The organism is Nostoc sp. CmiVER01 (assembly GCF_034531135.2).
Lineage (GTDB): Bacteria > Cyanobacteriota > Cyanobacteriia > Cyanobacteriales > Nostocaceae > Nostoc.
Window position 1 is genome coordinate 61,396 of sequence record NZ_JAVRBU020000014.1, and the last position, 16,612, is coordinate 78,007.

Genomic DNA, 16,612 nt, shown 5'->3' on the forward strand with positions numbered 1-16,612 from the left:
GCAGAGAGAAGAGAAGGGAATTTACCAAAAATAGCCAGGTTGTATGGTTGTTTGGCGGGTGGAGGAGTTGTATTTTAGGAGATATTCGCGGGCGATCGCTTCGTTTTCTCGCAATGTTTCTACTTCTTTCTTTCCAATCTCAGTATCAGTAGATAACAAAATTACTTGGTGACTGGCGGATGGAAAGTAACGTTCAACTAAGTTGCTGCGGTGAGACGAGTCTAGTCTACCTAGTGGCGTATCGATTGCTACTGGTAGGCGGTGTCCAGAGACTTTGGCTAAACCCCAGAGGAATGCGATCGCAAGTAGTTGTTTTTCGCCAGCCGAGAGGCGATGTTTAGGAACAGGTTTACCCTTTAAATCGTAAAGCAAAAGGCTAAAAGTCTTGGTATCAATAGTGATGCGATGCACTAAGTCTGATTTATGGAGGAGATAAAGAAAGCAATTTTTAACTTCCTCCTCTAATTTATTGAGTTTTCTCAAGGTTAATTTTTCACGAAAAATCTTGAGTGTATTTTGGACCTTAGCCGCAGAAGTAATAATATGTTCGCTATTTTTATGTTTAATATTTTCTACGGTATAATCACTTAATTCTCTCTTTGACTTAGCAATAATAGTTTCTAATTCAGCTAAACGGCGGCGGATTATTTCGTAATTTGCTTTAGCTTCAATGACTTGATTTTGTGCCGATTCTAGTGCTTGACGCAGCTTTGTATAATCTTCTGGTGCTGCTGCTGTTTGCACTTGCCTTTCTAGAGTATGAATTTCTTCTTCTTTATTTTTGAGAATAGCTAATTTCTCTTTTGCAGAAACTTTAGAATTTTGTAAGTGATATATAAGATTATCTAGTTGACTTAAAGTTTCATCATCAGCTAATAACCAAGGTACTTCCGTCTGGAGAGTCTTTGCATATAAACTATCTACATCTTGGATTAAAAATGATTGGATTTTTTCAACTTGTATCGGAGAAATTTCTACTTGATTTAGCCAGGTGAGTAAGCGCTGATCTCGTTCAATTAATAAATCTTTAGAAATTTGTAACTGTTGATGACGAAATTCCTTTTCACCCTGTGCTTGCGCCTGATTAAGCAAATTGGGAATTAATGCTAGAGGTAAAACATCAGCCGCTAATTCACACATTGACTGACGTACTTGTTCAATTTCCGCAGTTTTTATATTTTGCTGTAGTTCTAGTTGATTGCGTTCTGCTGCAATCTTCCCACCTTCAGAAATGAATTTATCAAAAGCTTCTTGCTGCTTTTTTTCTAATTCTTCTACCTGATTTTTGAGAATTTCTACTTTCTCTTCTGTGGTTTGATAATCTTCTTGTTGTTGGGTTAACCTAGTTTCAATTTCCTCTAGGTTTGCTAAATCCTTACTATTACCAACTTCTTTAAGTTTACGGTTAACTAAAATATCTAAATCAACTGCTAAACGATCTGCCAACTCTAAACCTAAAAGTCCACGTATCGCATCTACTACAACAGGTGGTGGTGTTTCTTGTTCTGCGAGTTCTTTAACTTGTTCACCATCAAAGAGAAATAAGTTAGAAATACCTAATGGCAAAAGATTTTCAATATATTCATCCCAAATATTAACTAAAGCATCAGGCCAGGTATCACTATCACCTAAGATCCCTAATGTATCCTTACCATCTTTAGGATTTTTTGTCCAACTACGGACAACACGGTATTTTATTGGTTTATCGTTTTCAATATGTTCAAAAAGCAACTCAATTCGGGTGTCTGCAACTGGATCTATTTTGTTGTTAACACATTGATTGAGAAAATCACTATAACTTAAATTACCACGGGTAGAACATTGGGCACGGGGGCCATAAAGGGCGAGGCGAATGGCATCCATAAGGGTAGTTTTTCCGCCACCATTCATACCACCTAATAAGATAATTGAGTGTGAGCTTTCCTCATCAATTTTTGGGTTAAGATTGATTACCTGTTTCCCACTGTAGGGGCCAAAGTTTTGTAAAACGAGTTCAAGAAATATCATTTATCTGATTGTGGGTTTATTAAGATACTGGGCGAATAGAATTCGTGGTTATGCAGGCAAAGATAAGATATCGGGCGAATGGAATTCGCGGCTACACAGGCAAAGTCCGCCTTTGCGGACTAATTAAATTCATAGTTCTTGGATTATTTAGGAGTTAGTTCCCAGGTGGGAATAAGTGATTTTTGGCTATGGTGGGTAGCTTGCTTTCTAATGTAATTGGCTATATTATCAATAGCATCATCACTAACTGTAAAAGCTCCATAGCTACCTTGCCATTTAAAAAACTCACCTGGCTTGATTTCGTGGGTGATGAAATGGGACGAACTTCCCTTGATTTGTTTAACCAATTCAGAGATACTGATGGTTGGCGGAAAACCCGTTAGCACATGGACATGATATTCAATACCACCAATTGCAATTACGGTACACTTTAACTGTTCAGATTCCCGAATAATTGCCCCGTAAACTTCCTTCTGAATATCAGGCGTAATTATAGGCAATCTATCCCACGTAGCCCAAACATAATGCACATACAATTGTGTAAAACTTGATCTCATTTTTCTTTAACCCACGAAGGTGGGTTTCGTCTGTGTAGCCGCGATTTCCAATCGCCCGATATTCTATGATTCTTCTAAATCTTTCTTTTTAAATTTCATACTTGCCCAAGTTACCTCTTCATCACTTTCGCTTTCACCTTCGTCTACTTCATTGATTGCTGCAACATCGCCCAAAGTCATCTGTTTTACTTTGGCAACATCACCTTGACTAACGGCTTCGCTTAATTCGCGTTTCAAACGAGCATTTTTAATCGCATCTTCAGGGGAACGTGAACTCGTATTAAAACATTTTTCTAGAGTTTCGTATATCCCTACGCGACGAGTTTTTTTGCGATACTGGCGTTCTGTGTCTAACAATTTCGCCATGAGTTCCAAGTGCATCGCGTCACCTTCACAGATTTCTTCTAATACTATCCATTCATCACGGCCTAGTAGGCTATAATCTGCACCAGGACGGGGATCTTGAAATTCTTCGCCAGTCACTTCTTGATAAATCCGGGGTAAACTATCATCAAATTCGTGTTTATCTTCTAGCCAAATGCGGCGTATTTCGCTCATTTCTTCTAGAGTAATTAGGCTGATGTCGCGCATATTTTCTGGCGCTGTACGACGAATTTTTGTTTGCGCTTCTAATAATCGTCTAAGCCAATGTTCCCGCCAATATTTTGTATATGGGCCATGAATTGGCTCAATAGATACTTCACCATCGACATGACGTTCAAAAAGTTGGACTTCTCCCCAGATGCGACGGAAGTCTCTTTTATCGCGGTCATCTCTATTATCTAATTCATTACGAATATCCAATAGAGGCTGCATCCATTCTTTTTCTTCATCATTTTGAATCATTGCCTCCATTGATTTATCCTTACTAACAATTGTGCAAACCCAACAGCCAAATCGAGAATCGCCACAGCTAGCAGTAGAAGTATCAACAACTAGAGGACATTCATTATCTGCTGTAGCACCTCGATACATGGTGAACAAGTCTTTATTGCTATATCCCCAAGGATTTTGCCACTGATTTAGGTAAATCCAAACTTCATCTGTACGCCAATCTTCGATGGGACTATAAATTAAAGAATTAGGCAAGCTTGCACTATGGTAAAGCAGAGATGTCGGTGAACTTGTATCAGAAACGAGGCGGTCTTTTAAGCTACCTGCTTGATGTTTCTCCATTGAGATAGCACGTTTGATACTTTCAGCCTTGCGTGTACCTAAAACAAGAATAACTTCCCCATTTACTCTAACTACATCACGGATAAAGTGGTTAGAAGGATGAATTTTTAAACGGTCTGTACACCAGCGAAATTTTCCTCGCGGCGTTGGATAACCTTTACCAATCAAGCTTACCCAGAATGTCTCTTTGATTTCTGGGTGTAATAAATGTGGCTCAATGGGCATTTTCTGTTCTTGAGCAGCAACTTTCATCCTTTCTAAGGATTTGCGTACCCAAACAGAGACTACAGGGTTTTCTACCAGTGTGTCAGTTGTAATAATATGAATAGTCTTTTTTCGCTTTTCAACTGGTAGTGCTGCGATCGCATTCCAGATAAGCTGTAAAGTGGCAGTACTATCTTTACCACCGGAATAGCCTACCACCCAAGGTATCTGGTCTAAACAATACAATTCTTGAATTTCAGTGGTGAGAGCTTGGATATACTCCACTAACTCTGCTACAGTACGTGTTTGCTGGTTTTTATTTTCTGCTTGTTGTGCTGTAGTCATTTCTCCTTCTCTCTGGAAACGCTGGCCTAATATTCGGGCTATACAGACAAAATCTACAAAATACGTTGTACCTTGAAAAAAGTTTTTAAAAACTTTACTACTAATATCTAATTTTTTGGATAATTAAACGACATAATCCTATTCTGTTTTTAAAATTTAACATGAAAGATAGTGCATCTGACCCAACTGCTGACATCGCTAGAGAATACCTGGAACGGGAAAACAAGGAAAAACAGGTACTAGCTTTACTTTTGGAGAAGTTTTTAGGGAGAAAAGATCAGATTCTCGTTCAAAAAACCGAGATGGGTGGTACTGAGGCTTATGTTAGCTCTGTTACACTGGAATGGTTCGCAGGTCGGGTTCACTTCGCCTCTGGCTTACCTCTCTTTCAGAAAAAGTACAATCCTGAAACTGATAATGTCGAGATTGACGCAGATAGTATTGATGAAATTCAGCAACGTCCCCTTGATTGGTCACGTCAAGCACCGCTAGTCCAGTATTTAGCGGCTAGAGACAATCATAAGTTTCCGCCGGTGTTGGTAGTGATTAATCAACCGTGGGTGGATAATCCTAAAGCTGCTGAATGGGATAGCGAAGGACGCGCCACAAAGTCTACGACTGATTTTATACCTCTAGATAAAGATGCTAAGGTAGGTCTGCTCAATATTTCTGAGGATGATGTAACCATTTATGCACTAGATGGACAACACCGATTAATGGGGGTTCAGGGGTTGATGGAGTTAATTAAAACTCGTAAACTCCAGCGTTATAAAAAGGATAAAGGTGCTGATGACAGTTTTATTACAGTCAATGATTTGATAGAAAAGTACCAAGTAGACCTTGCTTATTTGCAAAATTTACCCAAGGAAAAAATTGGTATTGAGTTTATCTGTGCGGTAGCGGCTGGGGAAACTCGCACCCAGGCGAGGCGGAGGGTAAGATCGATTTTTGTTCATGTCAACCTGATGGCTGCACCCTTGACTAAAGGTCAGCTAACACAGTTGAATGAAGATGATGGTTTTGCAATCGTTGCTAGAAAAATTGCAGTTACACATCCATTATTAGAACAACGACAAGAGCGTAATCCCCGCGTCAATTGGAATAGTGCAACAGTGGCTTCCAATTCTACAGTTTTGACAACTTTGCAAGCTCTGCAAGATATGTCTGAGCGATATTTGGCTCAAAAGTTCCCCCACTGGAAACCTTTGGAGAAAGGTCTAATTCCCATGCGTCCAGAGGATGAAGAACTTGAGCAGGGGATTCAAGAATTTAGCAAGCTATTTGATAATTTGGCTAGTCTTTCCAGTTATAAAATTTTAGAACATGAGGATACACCAGCTTTACGGCGTTTCAGCTTTGAGAAGGATGGAGGTGAAGGAAATATGCTTTTCCGTCCGGTTGCTCAAGTTGCATTAGCCCAAGCTTTGGGAATTTTGGTATTTAAAAAAGGTTTTTCCCTAGCAGATATTTTTAAGAAGCTGCGGAAGTTTGACCAGCAAGGCGGCTTTAGCGGTATGGAATATCCCCAATCTCTCTGGTATGGGGTTTTGTATGACCCAAATAAAAAGCGGGTGCAGGTTGCTGGACGAGATTTAGCGGCGAAGTTACTGGTTTACATCCTGGGTGGAATTCAGGATCACATGGAATCTGCTGAACTTCGTAAGGCTTTAGCAGATGCTAGGACTGTTGAAGATAAAACTATAAGTTTCGATGGCAAGCTTGTTGAACCGAAAGCGGTAGGACTTCCACCTATCTTGTAATTATGCTTGAAATATATTTTGGCGATGCCATTGCAACGCTTCCAGTTCTGGAAAGTGTTGCTCTGTATTTGGTAAAAGTATTGTTTCACCATGAAAATCTTTCATAGGTTTAGCATGAGGAGATGCTTCTTCCAAATCATTGCTAACTATAATTTTGTATTGCTCATTTATAGCAAACCAACCTCTATCAAATGCCCAATGATGATTTTTGCAAAGTGCTATTCCATTATGAATTTTATTATCATAAAACTGTGAAAATGGCTTGATGTGTGCGTCATCCACAATATTTTGATTTATTTTTTTAGTTACTTTTAGTCCACAAAAGGCACATCTGTAATCATAAACGTGTACAATTGCTTTCCTAAAAAAAGCATTTCTAATAACTGCTCGTTTCAAACTCCACCTTGGGTTAGGCTCTAAATTTTCTGTTTCAATTAAATTTTCTATCTCTACCGCATCATCTTGAAAAGTTTGATTTATTTGTAAAATAGCTTCTATATCATTTTCATTATCAGAAAAGAAAGCTGCCACAAGTGCATCAATTAGTTCTTTTCTACAAAACTCATCTTGCAAAAAGTTGAACAATTCAATGTCTAGATATGCGTATTCAACAGCCTCTTTTAGTTTTTTAATAGTTTTTGGCTGTAACCCATTAAATTCAGGCTTAAATTTCAAGTACCAAAAGCCTTCATTTTGCAGATGAAAGAAAGGATAGTGTAAACCACCTTTGTAAGATGGAGAACCGATTACATTCCAATACCTCTCAAATGTTTGAACTAATTCGTCTGAAACCGGAATATCGTTAGTAATAATAACACCTCGTGCAATTAAATCAATTACAGATAAAAGTAATATTGGTTTATATTGAGCATTACCACGCTTCCGGCTACTACTCACATTTAATTCAGCAAAGCGTTTACAATAATATGCTATATTTTTCATATTTAATAAGTTAAATAAGCAAGCGAAAAAATCAAGTTAAGAATTTACTGAGATCAAATTCTTCTTCTAGCTGTTCTTTTGTTCCTTTTTCAGAAATAAGAACTAATAGAAGTCGCTCTGAGTAATCAACAGAACCGCGCAACTCACTTTGTAAAATTTCCAGTCCTGCGTTAGCATACTCTTCAAATATTTGAGTACGTTTATCTTCATCTTGTTCTTCTCTAGATGAAAGTATGTTGATATCTTTAGTTTCATTGATTCCTAATAATTTAATGATTAGGTCATATCCCAATGAAGCAAAATTTTCTTGTGGAATTGGAGATGGTTCTCTTTTTGTAGTTTCTCCTAAAGGAACCCGCTTTTTATATTTAACGCCCAATGCTGCTGCAAACACCATAACTTCTACATAAGTTTGAAAAGGCCCAGTTGTGTCTTTTGATGCGACTAAAGATTTCACTAACTCAGCCTTATCTTTAGCAACCCTGATTCTGTTTGCAGCCATTGTTTTAATATCTAACGTGTAACTATTTTAACCGAAAGTTAAAAGCGATGCCTACGGTTGGCTACGCCTACGCACTTAATAGCCACGTTATTTTATACTAGTATGTAGGCGATCGCTAAACAAACAAATTATCCACTAACATAGTCCATCCTGGCACTGCCGGTTCAGCTTCGGCTACCTCACCACGGCGATAAACTTGCGGTTCTTCAGGATTACTAGCACGATATACTCTAATAACTTCCTCTTTGAGTACGTCTACATCCCAAACTACCAACGTACCAGCCGCAAAATAATCGCGGCGTTTACGAACCATATCTTTCTCAGCTTTATCACCGTAATCATTTTCACTTCGCACCTCAACAGCAAATACAGGCGCACCATTAAGAAACTTTCCACCTGTAGGTTTGCCAGTATAAAACGCAGCATCAGGGCTTAAAGAACGGCGATTAGGGAGATTGACAATAAAACCGACATTATCAGGCAAAGCGTAACCACTTTTTGTTAGACGTTCATAATCCCGTAGACTTGCATAAATTTCACCACCTGCACGTCCTGGTAAAAATCCAGTTGGAGACATCAGTACCAATTTTCCATTGACAATTTCTGCTTTACAATTGTCGGGTAAGTGGTACAAATCTTCAATAGTTGCTTCAGTTTTAATACTCATAAAACCCCTAATAATGAATCTAGAATAATCCTAATTTAAATAGGAAACTGAACATTTTCATACACCAAAGATATCGGAAAGCGGAAATTAACGCTGGTTAAATGAACTTCATCCCCTTCTTCATAAGGGTGTAACTCCCAGAGTCCTCTATCATTTAACCGGAAGCAATCTAAGCCAATTTTTTCAGCATCGATAAGGACGTATTCTTGCAAAGTCTGAATGCGACGATACCGCGTAAATTTTGTACCTCTATCGTAAGCTTCTGTACTGGGGGACAGAACTTCAACAATTAAACAAGGATATTGGAGAAATTGAATAGCTTGTTTATCCCGTTCATCGCAACTCACCACAACATCGGGATAATGAAAAGGCCCGTTTTCAGATACACCTACTTTCCCATCCGCCATATTCACACGACAACCACTTCCTCTCAGGTGACTTTTTAACGCTGAAGCTAAGTTTAAAGCAATATCATTATGGGGAAGAGTACCCCCAGTCATGGCGAAAACTTCACCATCAATATATTCATATTTAATTTCTTGGACTTGTTCCCATTCCAGGTATTCGTGGGGAGACATATAATTTCTGTCTGGACTCGCAACCATAACTTTATTCCTCTCTTTTTCTCAAATGTAACCAAGAAAAAACCTTTGCGCCTCTGCGTCTCTCCGTGAGTAATTACCCATTCCGTTCAACTGCGATAATTTCTGTATATTCAAATTCATTCGGACTTTGTTTCACTAAAGGATATCTTTCACCACCCAACTCAATATAATCTTGTTCGCAATCTGGCTTAGAAGAAAAATACGTAAGCACATATTCTCTACCAATTCTTTCTGTCATCTCTGCTTCAACTTCACCCCGCCATTGAGTTTTAGTAACTAAAACTATCAACTGATTCGCTAATTGGGGAATTGTCTTCGCAATGTGTCGCCGCGAATTCTCATCCAAACTACCGAAGGGTGAATCCATTACAATTGGGAAAGTGCTACTGTCGGGAATCATCATCATTTTTCGTTTCTCACTCCATTCCCGCACTTTGTCAATGATGCTGGCAATAAAGGATAAACTGAGAATTTGATTTTCCCCGGTGGATGCTGCAACTAGTGCTTCTATACCTGTGGTATTTTCTACTAATGTCAGTTCATATTTTTCACTAATTCTAGGAATGTATGGAGTTACAGAAATATCCATAAATATTTCTTGTACTCGCTTTTCTAGTTGCAGGCGAAATTGTTGTTCTTGACGATTTCTAACTTCCGTTAACCGTTCAATTGCATCTTGAGTAGCGTTAATTCGTCGCTGTGCTAGAGTTTGCTTGTCTTCATTCAGCTTTTGCTTGGCAATTTGTTTATTTAAACCATCAATCTCAGTTGTAAGTTGAGTAATTTGCTGCTGATTTGCACCCTGTTCTCGATTCAACTCATCAATTTTACTTTCAATTTCATCTAACCGTTTTTGTAAACTGCTAATTTCTTCATTAGCATCTTTCCGCAACCGTTCTTGAATATTGTCTAAATCACCTTCAATTTGAGATATGCTTTGCCTTAACTGATTAATCCTACTTTGTTCTCTATCAACTTCTTCCCAAAATCTTATGGCTTGCTTATCAATTTCGTCTACTTGAGCTATCATCCGAATTGCAGTTTCTTCCACCGCCGAAGAACCTGCTTTATTTAACCAAGTAGTCACATGAGTATGAGAATGATTACCCTCGTGTAATTCTGCGCCACAAATACAGCGCTGAGAATTAAGTAAATCATTCACAAATTCCCGTGAAATTCCTGATGTTAACTCGCCACGCTGCTTCAAATCATTGATAATCCCTCTAAACTGGGATGTAGTTTCCGACAATAAAACTGTATAACCCCGCGCAGAGATAACTTTTTTTAGCGCTTCCTTTGTTTTTTTATATTCTTCTTGATTCGCCGTCTTTTGCGATTCTAAATCTTGCCATCTTTCTTGCAATTCTTTAGCTGCGCTCAGTTCTCGCAAACGGTTACTTGTCTCTTTTTTAAAAGTTTGTTGATATTCTAACTCTTCTTTAATTTCTGTTTGCCTTTTAGTAATGCGTTCGCGATCGCGTTCTATTTTTTCTTGCTGTCGTAATAGTTGTTTTGTCTCAGAATCACCAATCGCTTTTAATTCATTTTCTAGAGCTTTTTTAGCATCTCCCAAATGTCTGATAGAACGATTGATTACCTCTACACCTAAGAAAATTTTTGTAGCTTCAGCAATTTCAGCTTTTTTATCAGAACGGACTATTTCTTCAATTCGTTCGCCGTCAAAGAAAAAATATTGATGTAGAGTAGCAGGTAAAATTTGATTAATTATATCGTCTGGTTGCTGAGTTGGTATATTCCATTTGCCATCATCCGCACCAACCCACATCGTTAATTGAGTTTTGCCAGCGTCAAAATCACCCTCGTTTTTATAACCCCGACAAGCGCGTTTCACTCGATAGCGTTTACCTTCATGTTCCCAGCCAATTTCTACCCAACATTCTACAGCTTGACCTTTTTGAGTTTCTGCGATCGCACGCTTATTTACCAACTGCTCTATCGATGCAAACGCTGCACTAAATTTATCATATAAAACCCAAGTAAAGGCATTTAGTAAACTGGTTTTACCAGAGCCATTATTGCCATGAATAATCGTCGTATTCTGAACATCTCCACCAGCCAGAAGCATCTCTGGTGTCGTACCATAAAAGGAGCGAAAGTTGCATAGCTTGATTGAAGTCAGCTTCATCGCACCTCTTCCTTAATAATGTCCAAAATATTATCATTTATATGGCTGTTAATCTTCTTATCTAGCCTGCCTTTTTCCAGCTTCCATACCCGTTCAATAATTCGCCGTACCTCCGGCGGAGCGCTGTTTATTGGCTCCTGCACATCATCGATATTCGCCTCTTGTGACATATCGGATTTTAAAATATAGTTTTTGTTTTTCTACATTTTAACTTTCTCTAGTGCTAGAATAGCCTCCGTAAACTCACTATTAGCGTTATCTTTAAAATCCTAATTTTCTTTGAAAAAATACTTTATTCTTTAATTGTTTTCTGTTATTATATATCTTAATAAATTTAGATAATAATGGGATAAAAGTAAAATTTTTAAATCAACTTACATCCCATTATGATCTAATCCATACTTTTATTATTTCATACTTAATGCTTCTTTTTTCAAAACTCGAAAAATTCTATAAAAAAATACAACTATTTTCTGGTTCATCATCAAATATCTAATAAACCATATCGTTTTTGTAAATCAAGTAACTTCATTCTTGCAACACCTGCATTATCAGCCAAATCAGCAAACTCTACAAAGCGACGCAATTCCTTTTTCAACAAATTACGTTCAACTTCTATAGTTTCTCTATCTAAATCTGGTGGCAAAACAATCATGTCAAATATTGTCGCGCGTTCTTTACCAGGATGAGGACGTAAAACTCGCCCCCGTCGCTGAATGAATTGGCGAGGATTACCAGAACTTGATAAAATCACCGCAGTTTGAATTGCTGGAATATCAACACCTTCATCTAAACAACGAATTGCCACTAAACCTTGCAACTCTCCACTTTCAAATTGATGCCGTAAGATTTCTCGTTCTTGTAAAGTTGTCTGGGCTGTATAAGTGCTTACCTTATACCCCAAATCCACCCCCAGAATTTTAGCAACAGCTTTGAGTTGGCGTAGAGATGAACGTTGTCCTGTATCTTGGGAACCATCACTACAATAAAAAAGAGTATGAGTAGTTTCGCGGCGAGTTGCCATTAAATCCCGTAAAGCATTTAATTTATTTTCTGCCGCACCAATTAATCTTGCTCTTTGCATCAATAACGGCTTTAAATCTTCATTGTCTTCAAAACTTCCCGCCTGTCCATTTTCTCTATCTCGGTAAAGTAGCGATCGCCCAATTCTTTTAGTTAGCTTTAAATAAGCAATACTCTCTGCTTCAGTTAACTCCACCAGCACCGGATAATATAAATAATGCACTAAAGCACCTTGAGCGATCGCATCCCTCAAAGTAAACTCTGGTTGCAGAACCGGGCCAAAATAGTCAAATAGAGATTGCGTCCCAAAATCATCAAAATATCTCTCCGGTGTGGCAGATAAAGCCAGTCTCAACCCGACACTACGCGGCAAACTTTCTTCTAACTTAGGTGCGCCTAAATTATGCGCCTCATCCCCAATAATTAAAGTTTTGGCAGGAAAATATTTGAGTTGAGACTGAAACCCATCTCCAATTAATGTGGAGTTCGTAGTAATGACAGTCACAAACCGTTGAGAACCAGAACGCAGATTATAAATTTGGGTAGAAAGTTGACTTTGCCAAGTGCGTAAATTCTCAAAGGCTAAAATAGGTTGCAAATTAAATTTTTCACACTCTCGCGCCCATTGGGTGACGAGATGGCGGTAGGGACATACCACCACCAAAACTTGTAAATTTATTTGCTGATATAATTCGCAAGCGATCGCTAGTGCGGTAATAGTTTTACCACTACCAGTAGCCATTTTCAGCGTTCCTCTGCCATTGTTGGTAAACCAGCTAGCGATCGCTTGTCGCTGATATTGCCGCAATTGCAGAGACACAGGCATTCTTGGGCATCCTGGTAATGGTTGCAAAGTGTAATAACTGCCCTTACTTTCCCTTGCAAACGGTAATTTCAACCGGAAAGTGGGCAGTTGCTGCACTAGATTTTTCGTCAGGTACATATATTAAGCACAAAGGTGATCGTGAACCCTAATAATTGGGCATTAGGCATTAGTATTTATTTTTCTCAGTTCCCAATCCCGATTACTCAGTTGTAACCGCGCCAAACACCAATGAGAGAACCTTGTACCTGTACTTGTTGAGCCATGACTTCGATGGGATTGTACTTAGGATTTGCTGGTTTGAGGGTAACGCGATCGCCTTGGCGATAAAAACGTTTTAATGTTGTACCAAATCCATCGACTCTGGCGGCGACGATAGTACCATTTTTTAAATGATTTGGTTCTGCTACTGGACGCAGAAATACCACATCGCCATCAGTAATTAAATCTTCAATCATGCTATCGCCAGCTACCCGCAAAGCATAGGTTTGGGGAGGTAAATCGAAATTAGAAAAGTCTAAATGATCTACAGCATCAGTAAACGGTTCTATTAAACCACCAGCAGCGATCGTGCCCAAAATTGGTACACCTTGCTTAACAGGACGCAAAATCCGAATCGTTCGCGCTTGTCCTTCAGTCCATTCTATATATCCTTTTGTGCGTAAATGTTCTAAGCGGCTTTGAATTGGGGCTGGTGACTTCAAGTTCATTGCTTGCATCATTTGCCTAATAGAAGGCGAATGCTGGTGCGATCGGATGTATTCTGCCAACCATTCGTAAAGTTCTTGTTGAGCTTCAGTTAAACGTTCCATAAATTTGTGGGAAGTAATTATAAATGTCTCTAGAACATTAGTACTACAAAAAACTCCCCATAACAAGAGAAAAATAAAAATATGAAAATCAAAAGCAAAAATATTTTCTTTTCTTTTACCAAATTTATTCTTAATCTTTACAAATTTTAAGTAGTTAAGAGCCAGTTACCCTCTTGCTATTCTGACTCTTAACTTTTGTACAGACGCGATTAATCGCGTCTCCTAACTCTTTTCATTCTGCTCCTAAGATACTTGCAAGTAAAGCTTTTTGAGCGTGCAAGCGATTTTCCGCTTGTTCCCAAACTCGTGATTGAGAACCTTCAATAACAGCTTCGGTAATTTCTTCACCACGATGGGCTGGTAAGCAGTGTAAAACAATTGCCTCTGGTTCTGCAAGGCTCAATAGCTGCTCTGAAATTTGATAAGGCTGGAAAATTGGCATTCGGTTGTCTGCTTCTGCCTCTTGCCCCATACTTGCCCAAACATCAGTATAAAGTACATTAGAATCCTTAGCTGCTAACTCTGGATCGTGAGTGACGAAGACTTCCGTTTTGTTATTAGCGATCGCTCTTGCTTGTTCTACAATCTTAGAATCTGGCTCATATCCGCTAGGGGTAGCAATTCTAACATTCATCCCCACCAAAGCACAGCCCAACATCAGAGAATTAGCCATATTATTTCCATCACCCACGTAGGTCAAAGTTAATCGAGCAAGGGTGTTAAAGCTTTCTTGAACCGTCAATAAATCCGCTAATACCTGACAAGGATGTTCTGCATCAGTAAGCGCATTAATCACCGGAATCTTGGCATAATGAGCAAAAGTTTCCAAATCCTGCTGTGCAAAAGTACGAATTGCCAAAATATCCAAATATCGATCTAACACCCGCGCCGTATCCTGTAACGGTTCCCCGCGACTAACTTGAGTGACGTTAGGGTTGAGATCGATTACCTGTCCACCCAATTGGTACATTGCCACCGTAAAACTTACCCGTGTGCGAGTTGAAGCTTTGGAGAACAACAACCCCAAAACTTTATTACACTGCAACTTCAACTGTTGTGATTTAAGTTGAGTTGCCAATTGCAGGAGTTCTTGAATTTCCGTCGGACTGATGTCCGCTAGACTTAGTAAATCTCGTCCGAGCAATGCTGCCATGCTTGTAATCTGTAAAAAATAATTATATATTTCTGCTCCTTTATTCAGCTGTGCCAAGAAAATACAGTTTTACAACTGCACCCAAAATTTTTGCGCCCAACGCAGGATTGGAGTTAGTTTTTGCCATGCGTATTAATTTACCAACTTTATGAGCGATCGCAATCACTACAATTGCAACGCCAACTCAACCATCTAGGCACACAAAAGCAGCGATATTCCTAAAATCTCTCGTTTTCTAGCCTAATTTAGGAACAGGAAGATATTTTTTCGCAATTGTAGCTAGACAAATAAATCGATTATGGTACAATAATAAATTGTGGTTACTACTTGAGAGTAATCAAAAAATTGCCAGCATAGCACAGTGGTAGTGCATCCGACTTGTAATCGGAAGGTCGCGAGTTCAAATCCCGCTGCTGGCTTTAAGTATAGATAAGTATTTGAGTTGTCGATTATGTACAGTAATTCAGCCAATTAGCGATCTACTGGAGTGCATCATGTCTTAAAACTTCTGGAAGGAAACGAAAGGACTCATTGAACGAGCATGCTTCAGAATATGTTTAAGTTATGCAAAATTAACCTAATTATGCAAAATTAACCTAATCTTTATCCATTAAAAAAATTGATTTATGAAGACTTTGGGGTCAGAAGTAAGGAAATAAAACTCAGAAAAGATTTGCGGGTAAGGGCGAATTATTTAGCCGGAAAATGTATTGAATCTTCACTAAAACGCTTTATTCGAGCAGCATTGGATGAAACCGCAAGTGATTCTCAGTGGTTGGAAGCTTTGGTGGTGATTGTTGCGAACAAACCCTGCTGAATCATGGACGGATGATGATGCCACTGCATTTGAGATGAAATTAGCAGATTTAGGGAGATGAAGAGTTTGCGGATCTGGCTCAGGAGCTGCGTACTGAGCGCAAGTTAGTACAAATAGCACTTTATGATCCTTTGGCTGTTAGATACAGATCGTATATCAATGAAGTCTCTGTGCGTGCTATTTAAATGATAAAGAATTGGCGCGATCGCACCAAATCCTCACAATTTTTATCCTTGTTGTTGGTTAAACCAAGCTTCTAAATCAGCAACATTAAAAAAGTCTAGTAATGCTTCTCCTAGAGTTTCTAATTGTTCAATCGATAAACCTTTAATTTGCTCGATTAATGATTCATTAATTTCCCCAACACGGCGATTGAGCAGACGTATAATTAAATGTTGTTCTCCTTCTTGTCTTCCTGCCTGCCTTCCTTCCTGTCTTCCCTCTTGTTTGGCTTGTTCTCTATCTCTTTGATAAAGTGGTTCTAATCGCATAATTAACTCCCTATCATCTGCTTCTAATTCTTGATTTACTCTCAAGTTTTCGCGCAAGTTGTAAACTAATTCCAGGGTTGCTTTTTGGTATGGATGATTTAATGGTAACGCTTGCAATTCGATAATCGCTTGCGACTGCACGCTTCCCCTACCCAAAAGCCTCAACCATAACGTTTCCGATATCTGTGGTAATTGATGTATCGCTACAATTGCTGTCCGCAAGGCATCTGCCAGAAAATGTACTCCTGATAACCAGCCTTCTTTTTGCATAGTTCCAAAGCTAGACAATCTAGTTTCAGATACCGTTGGAGTAAGAACCCACAATTTGGGAATTTCTGAGTCTTGAAATTTGATTTTCTTGGCTTTAGCTTCTCGTCGTAAAAGAGCTTTGACTTCATAATAATTTTAGAATACAGTCGCATATTTCATCAGTAGAAGCTGGATTGCGGAAGGGTTCTATGAGTGCAGGATTTTCAGCAAATCTTTCTTTAATTTCTTTAGCAACTATACAAGGTTTTAGCCCTAATTGGGTTTATGCCTAAGAAACAGTGAATCCACTTTAGTAATTTGGTTGGCATAAGG

The 16,612-nt window shown here is 38.7% G+C and carries 13 protein-coding genes, 1 tRNA gene and 1 pseudogene; 2 read left to right on the plus strand and 13 right to left on the minus strand.

Features of this window, described 5'->3' with window-relative positions; translation table 11 throughout:
• Positions 1 to 21: 21 nt before the first annotated feature.
• The 3 genes from dndD to dndC form a co-directional block, all read right to left on the minus strand.
• A complete protein-coding gene (gene dndD / locus RMZ43_RS23870) occupies positions 22 to 2,007 on the minus strand; it encodes a DNA sulfur modification protein DndD (RefSeq protein WP_322651020.1) in 1,986 nt (661 codons plus the stop codon).
• Between the two features lie 143 nt (positions 2,008 to 2,150).
• A complete protein-coding gene (gene tnpA, locus RMZ43_RS23875; protein WP_322651021.1) occupies positions 2,151 to 2,564 on the minus strand; it encodes an IS200/IS605 family transposase in 414 nt (137 codons plus the stop codon).
• Between the two features lie 63 nt (positions 2,565 to 2,627).
• Complete coding sequence (gene dndC / locus RMZ43_RS23880) at positions 2,628 to 4,289, minus strand: DNA phosphorothioation system sulfurtransferase DndC (protein WP_322651022.1); 1,662 nt, start codon at positions 4,287 to 4,289, stop codon at positions 2,628 to 2,630.
• 161 nt (positions 4,290 to 4,450) lie between these two features.
• On the opposite strand from dndC, the gene RMZ43_RS23885 reads away from it, so the two are divergent.
• Complete coding sequence (locus RMZ43_RS23885; protein ID WP_322651023.1) at positions 4,451 to 6,049, plus strand: DGQHR domain-containing protein; 1,599 nt, start codon at positions 4,451 to 4,453, stop codon at positions 6,047 to 6,049.
• Here RMZ43_RS23885 and RMZ43_RS23890 read toward each other — a convergent pair whose 3' ends face one another.
• The 9 genes from RMZ43_RS23890 to argF form a co-directional block, all read right to left on the minus strand.
• Complete coding sequence (locus tag RMZ43_RS23890) at positions 6,050 to 6,991, minus strand: HNH endonuclease (RefSeq protein ID WP_322653250.1); 942 nt, start codon at positions 6,989 to 6,991, stop codon at positions 6,050 to 6,052. It lies immediately after the preceding gene.
• A gap of 31 nt (positions 6,992 to 7,022) precedes the next feature.
• The gene (locus RMZ43_RS23895) at positions 7,023 to 7,493 is read right to left on the minus strand and encodes a DNA phosphorothioation-associated protein 4 (RefSeq protein ID WP_322651025.1); all 471 of its coding nucleotides are present in this window, start codon (positions 7,491 to 7,493) and stop codon (positions 7,023 to 7,025) included.
• A 115-nt stretch (positions 7,494 to 7,608) separates the two neighbouring features.
• Positions 7,609 to 8,160 (minus strand): Uma2 family endonuclease, encoded by a 552-nt coding sequence (locus RMZ43_RS23900; RefSeq protein ID WP_322651026.1) that lies wholly within the window; start codon positions 8,158 to 8,160, stop codon positions 7,609 to 7,611.
• Positions 8,161 to 8,195: 35 nt separating this feature from the next.
• The gene (locus tag RMZ43_RS23905) at positions 8,196 to 8,765 is read right to left on the minus strand and encodes a Uma2 family endonuclease (RefSeq protein ID WP_322651027.1); all 570 of its coding nucleotides are present in this window, start codon (positions 8,763 to 8,765) and stop codon (positions 8,196 to 8,198) included.
• A 73-nt stretch (positions 8,766 to 8,838) separates the two neighbouring features.
• Positions 8,839 to 10,911 carry an AAA family ATPase gene (locus RMZ43_RS23910; RefSeq protein ID WP_322653249.1) on the minus strand — a complete coding sequence of 691 codons (2,073 nt, stop codon included), beginning with the start codon at positions 10,909 to 10,911 and terminating at the stop codon, positions 8,839 to 8,841.
• Positions 10,908 to 11,081 (minus strand): hypothetical protein, encoded by a 174-nt coding sequence (locus RMZ43_RS23915; RefSeq protein WP_167755996.1) that lies wholly within the window; start codon positions 11,079 to 11,081, stop codon positions 10,908 to 10,910. Before RMZ43_RS23915 ends, RMZ43_RS23910 begins: the two co-directional genes overlap by 4 nt.
• Positions 11,082 to 11,395: 314 nt before the next feature.
• Positions 11,396 to 12,877: a DNA phosphorothioation system restriction enzyme gene (locus RMZ43_RS23920; protein WP_322653248.1), complete on the minus strand. Its 1,482-nt coding sequence runs from the start codon at positions 12,875 to 12,877 to the stop codon at positions 11,396 to 11,398.
• A gap of 86 nt (positions 12,878 to 12,963) precedes the next feature.
• Complete coding sequence (lexA, locus tag RMZ43_RS23925) at positions 12,964 to 13,569, minus strand: transcriptional repressor LexA (protein ID WP_104909820.1); 606 nt, start codon at positions 13,567 to 13,569, stop codon at positions 12,964 to 12,966.
• Positions 13,570 to 13,801: 232 nt separating this feature from the next.
• Positions 13,802 to 14,722 carry an ornithine carbamoyltransferase gene (argF, locus tag RMZ43_RS23930; RefSeq protein ID WP_322651030.1) on the minus strand — a complete coding sequence of 307 codons (921 nt, stop codon included), beginning with the start codon at positions 14,720 to 14,722 and terminating at the stop codon, positions 13,802 to 13,804.
• A 347-nt stretch (positions 14,723 to 15,069) separates the two neighbouring features.
• On the opposite strand from argF, the gene RMZ43_RS23935 reads away from it, so the two are divergent.
• A tRNA-Thr gene (locus RMZ43_RS23935) sits at positions 15,070 to 15,141 on the plus strand.
• Positions 15,142 to 15,766: 625 nt separating this feature from the next.
• On the opposite strand, the pseudogene RMZ43_RS23940 reads toward RMZ43_RS23935, so the two are convergent.
• Positions 15,767 to 16,514: pseudogene (locus tag RMZ43_RS23940) on the minus strand (DUF4351 domain-containing protein); the annotation flags it as partial.
• Between the last annotated feature and the right edge of the window lie 98 nt (positions 16,515 to 16,612).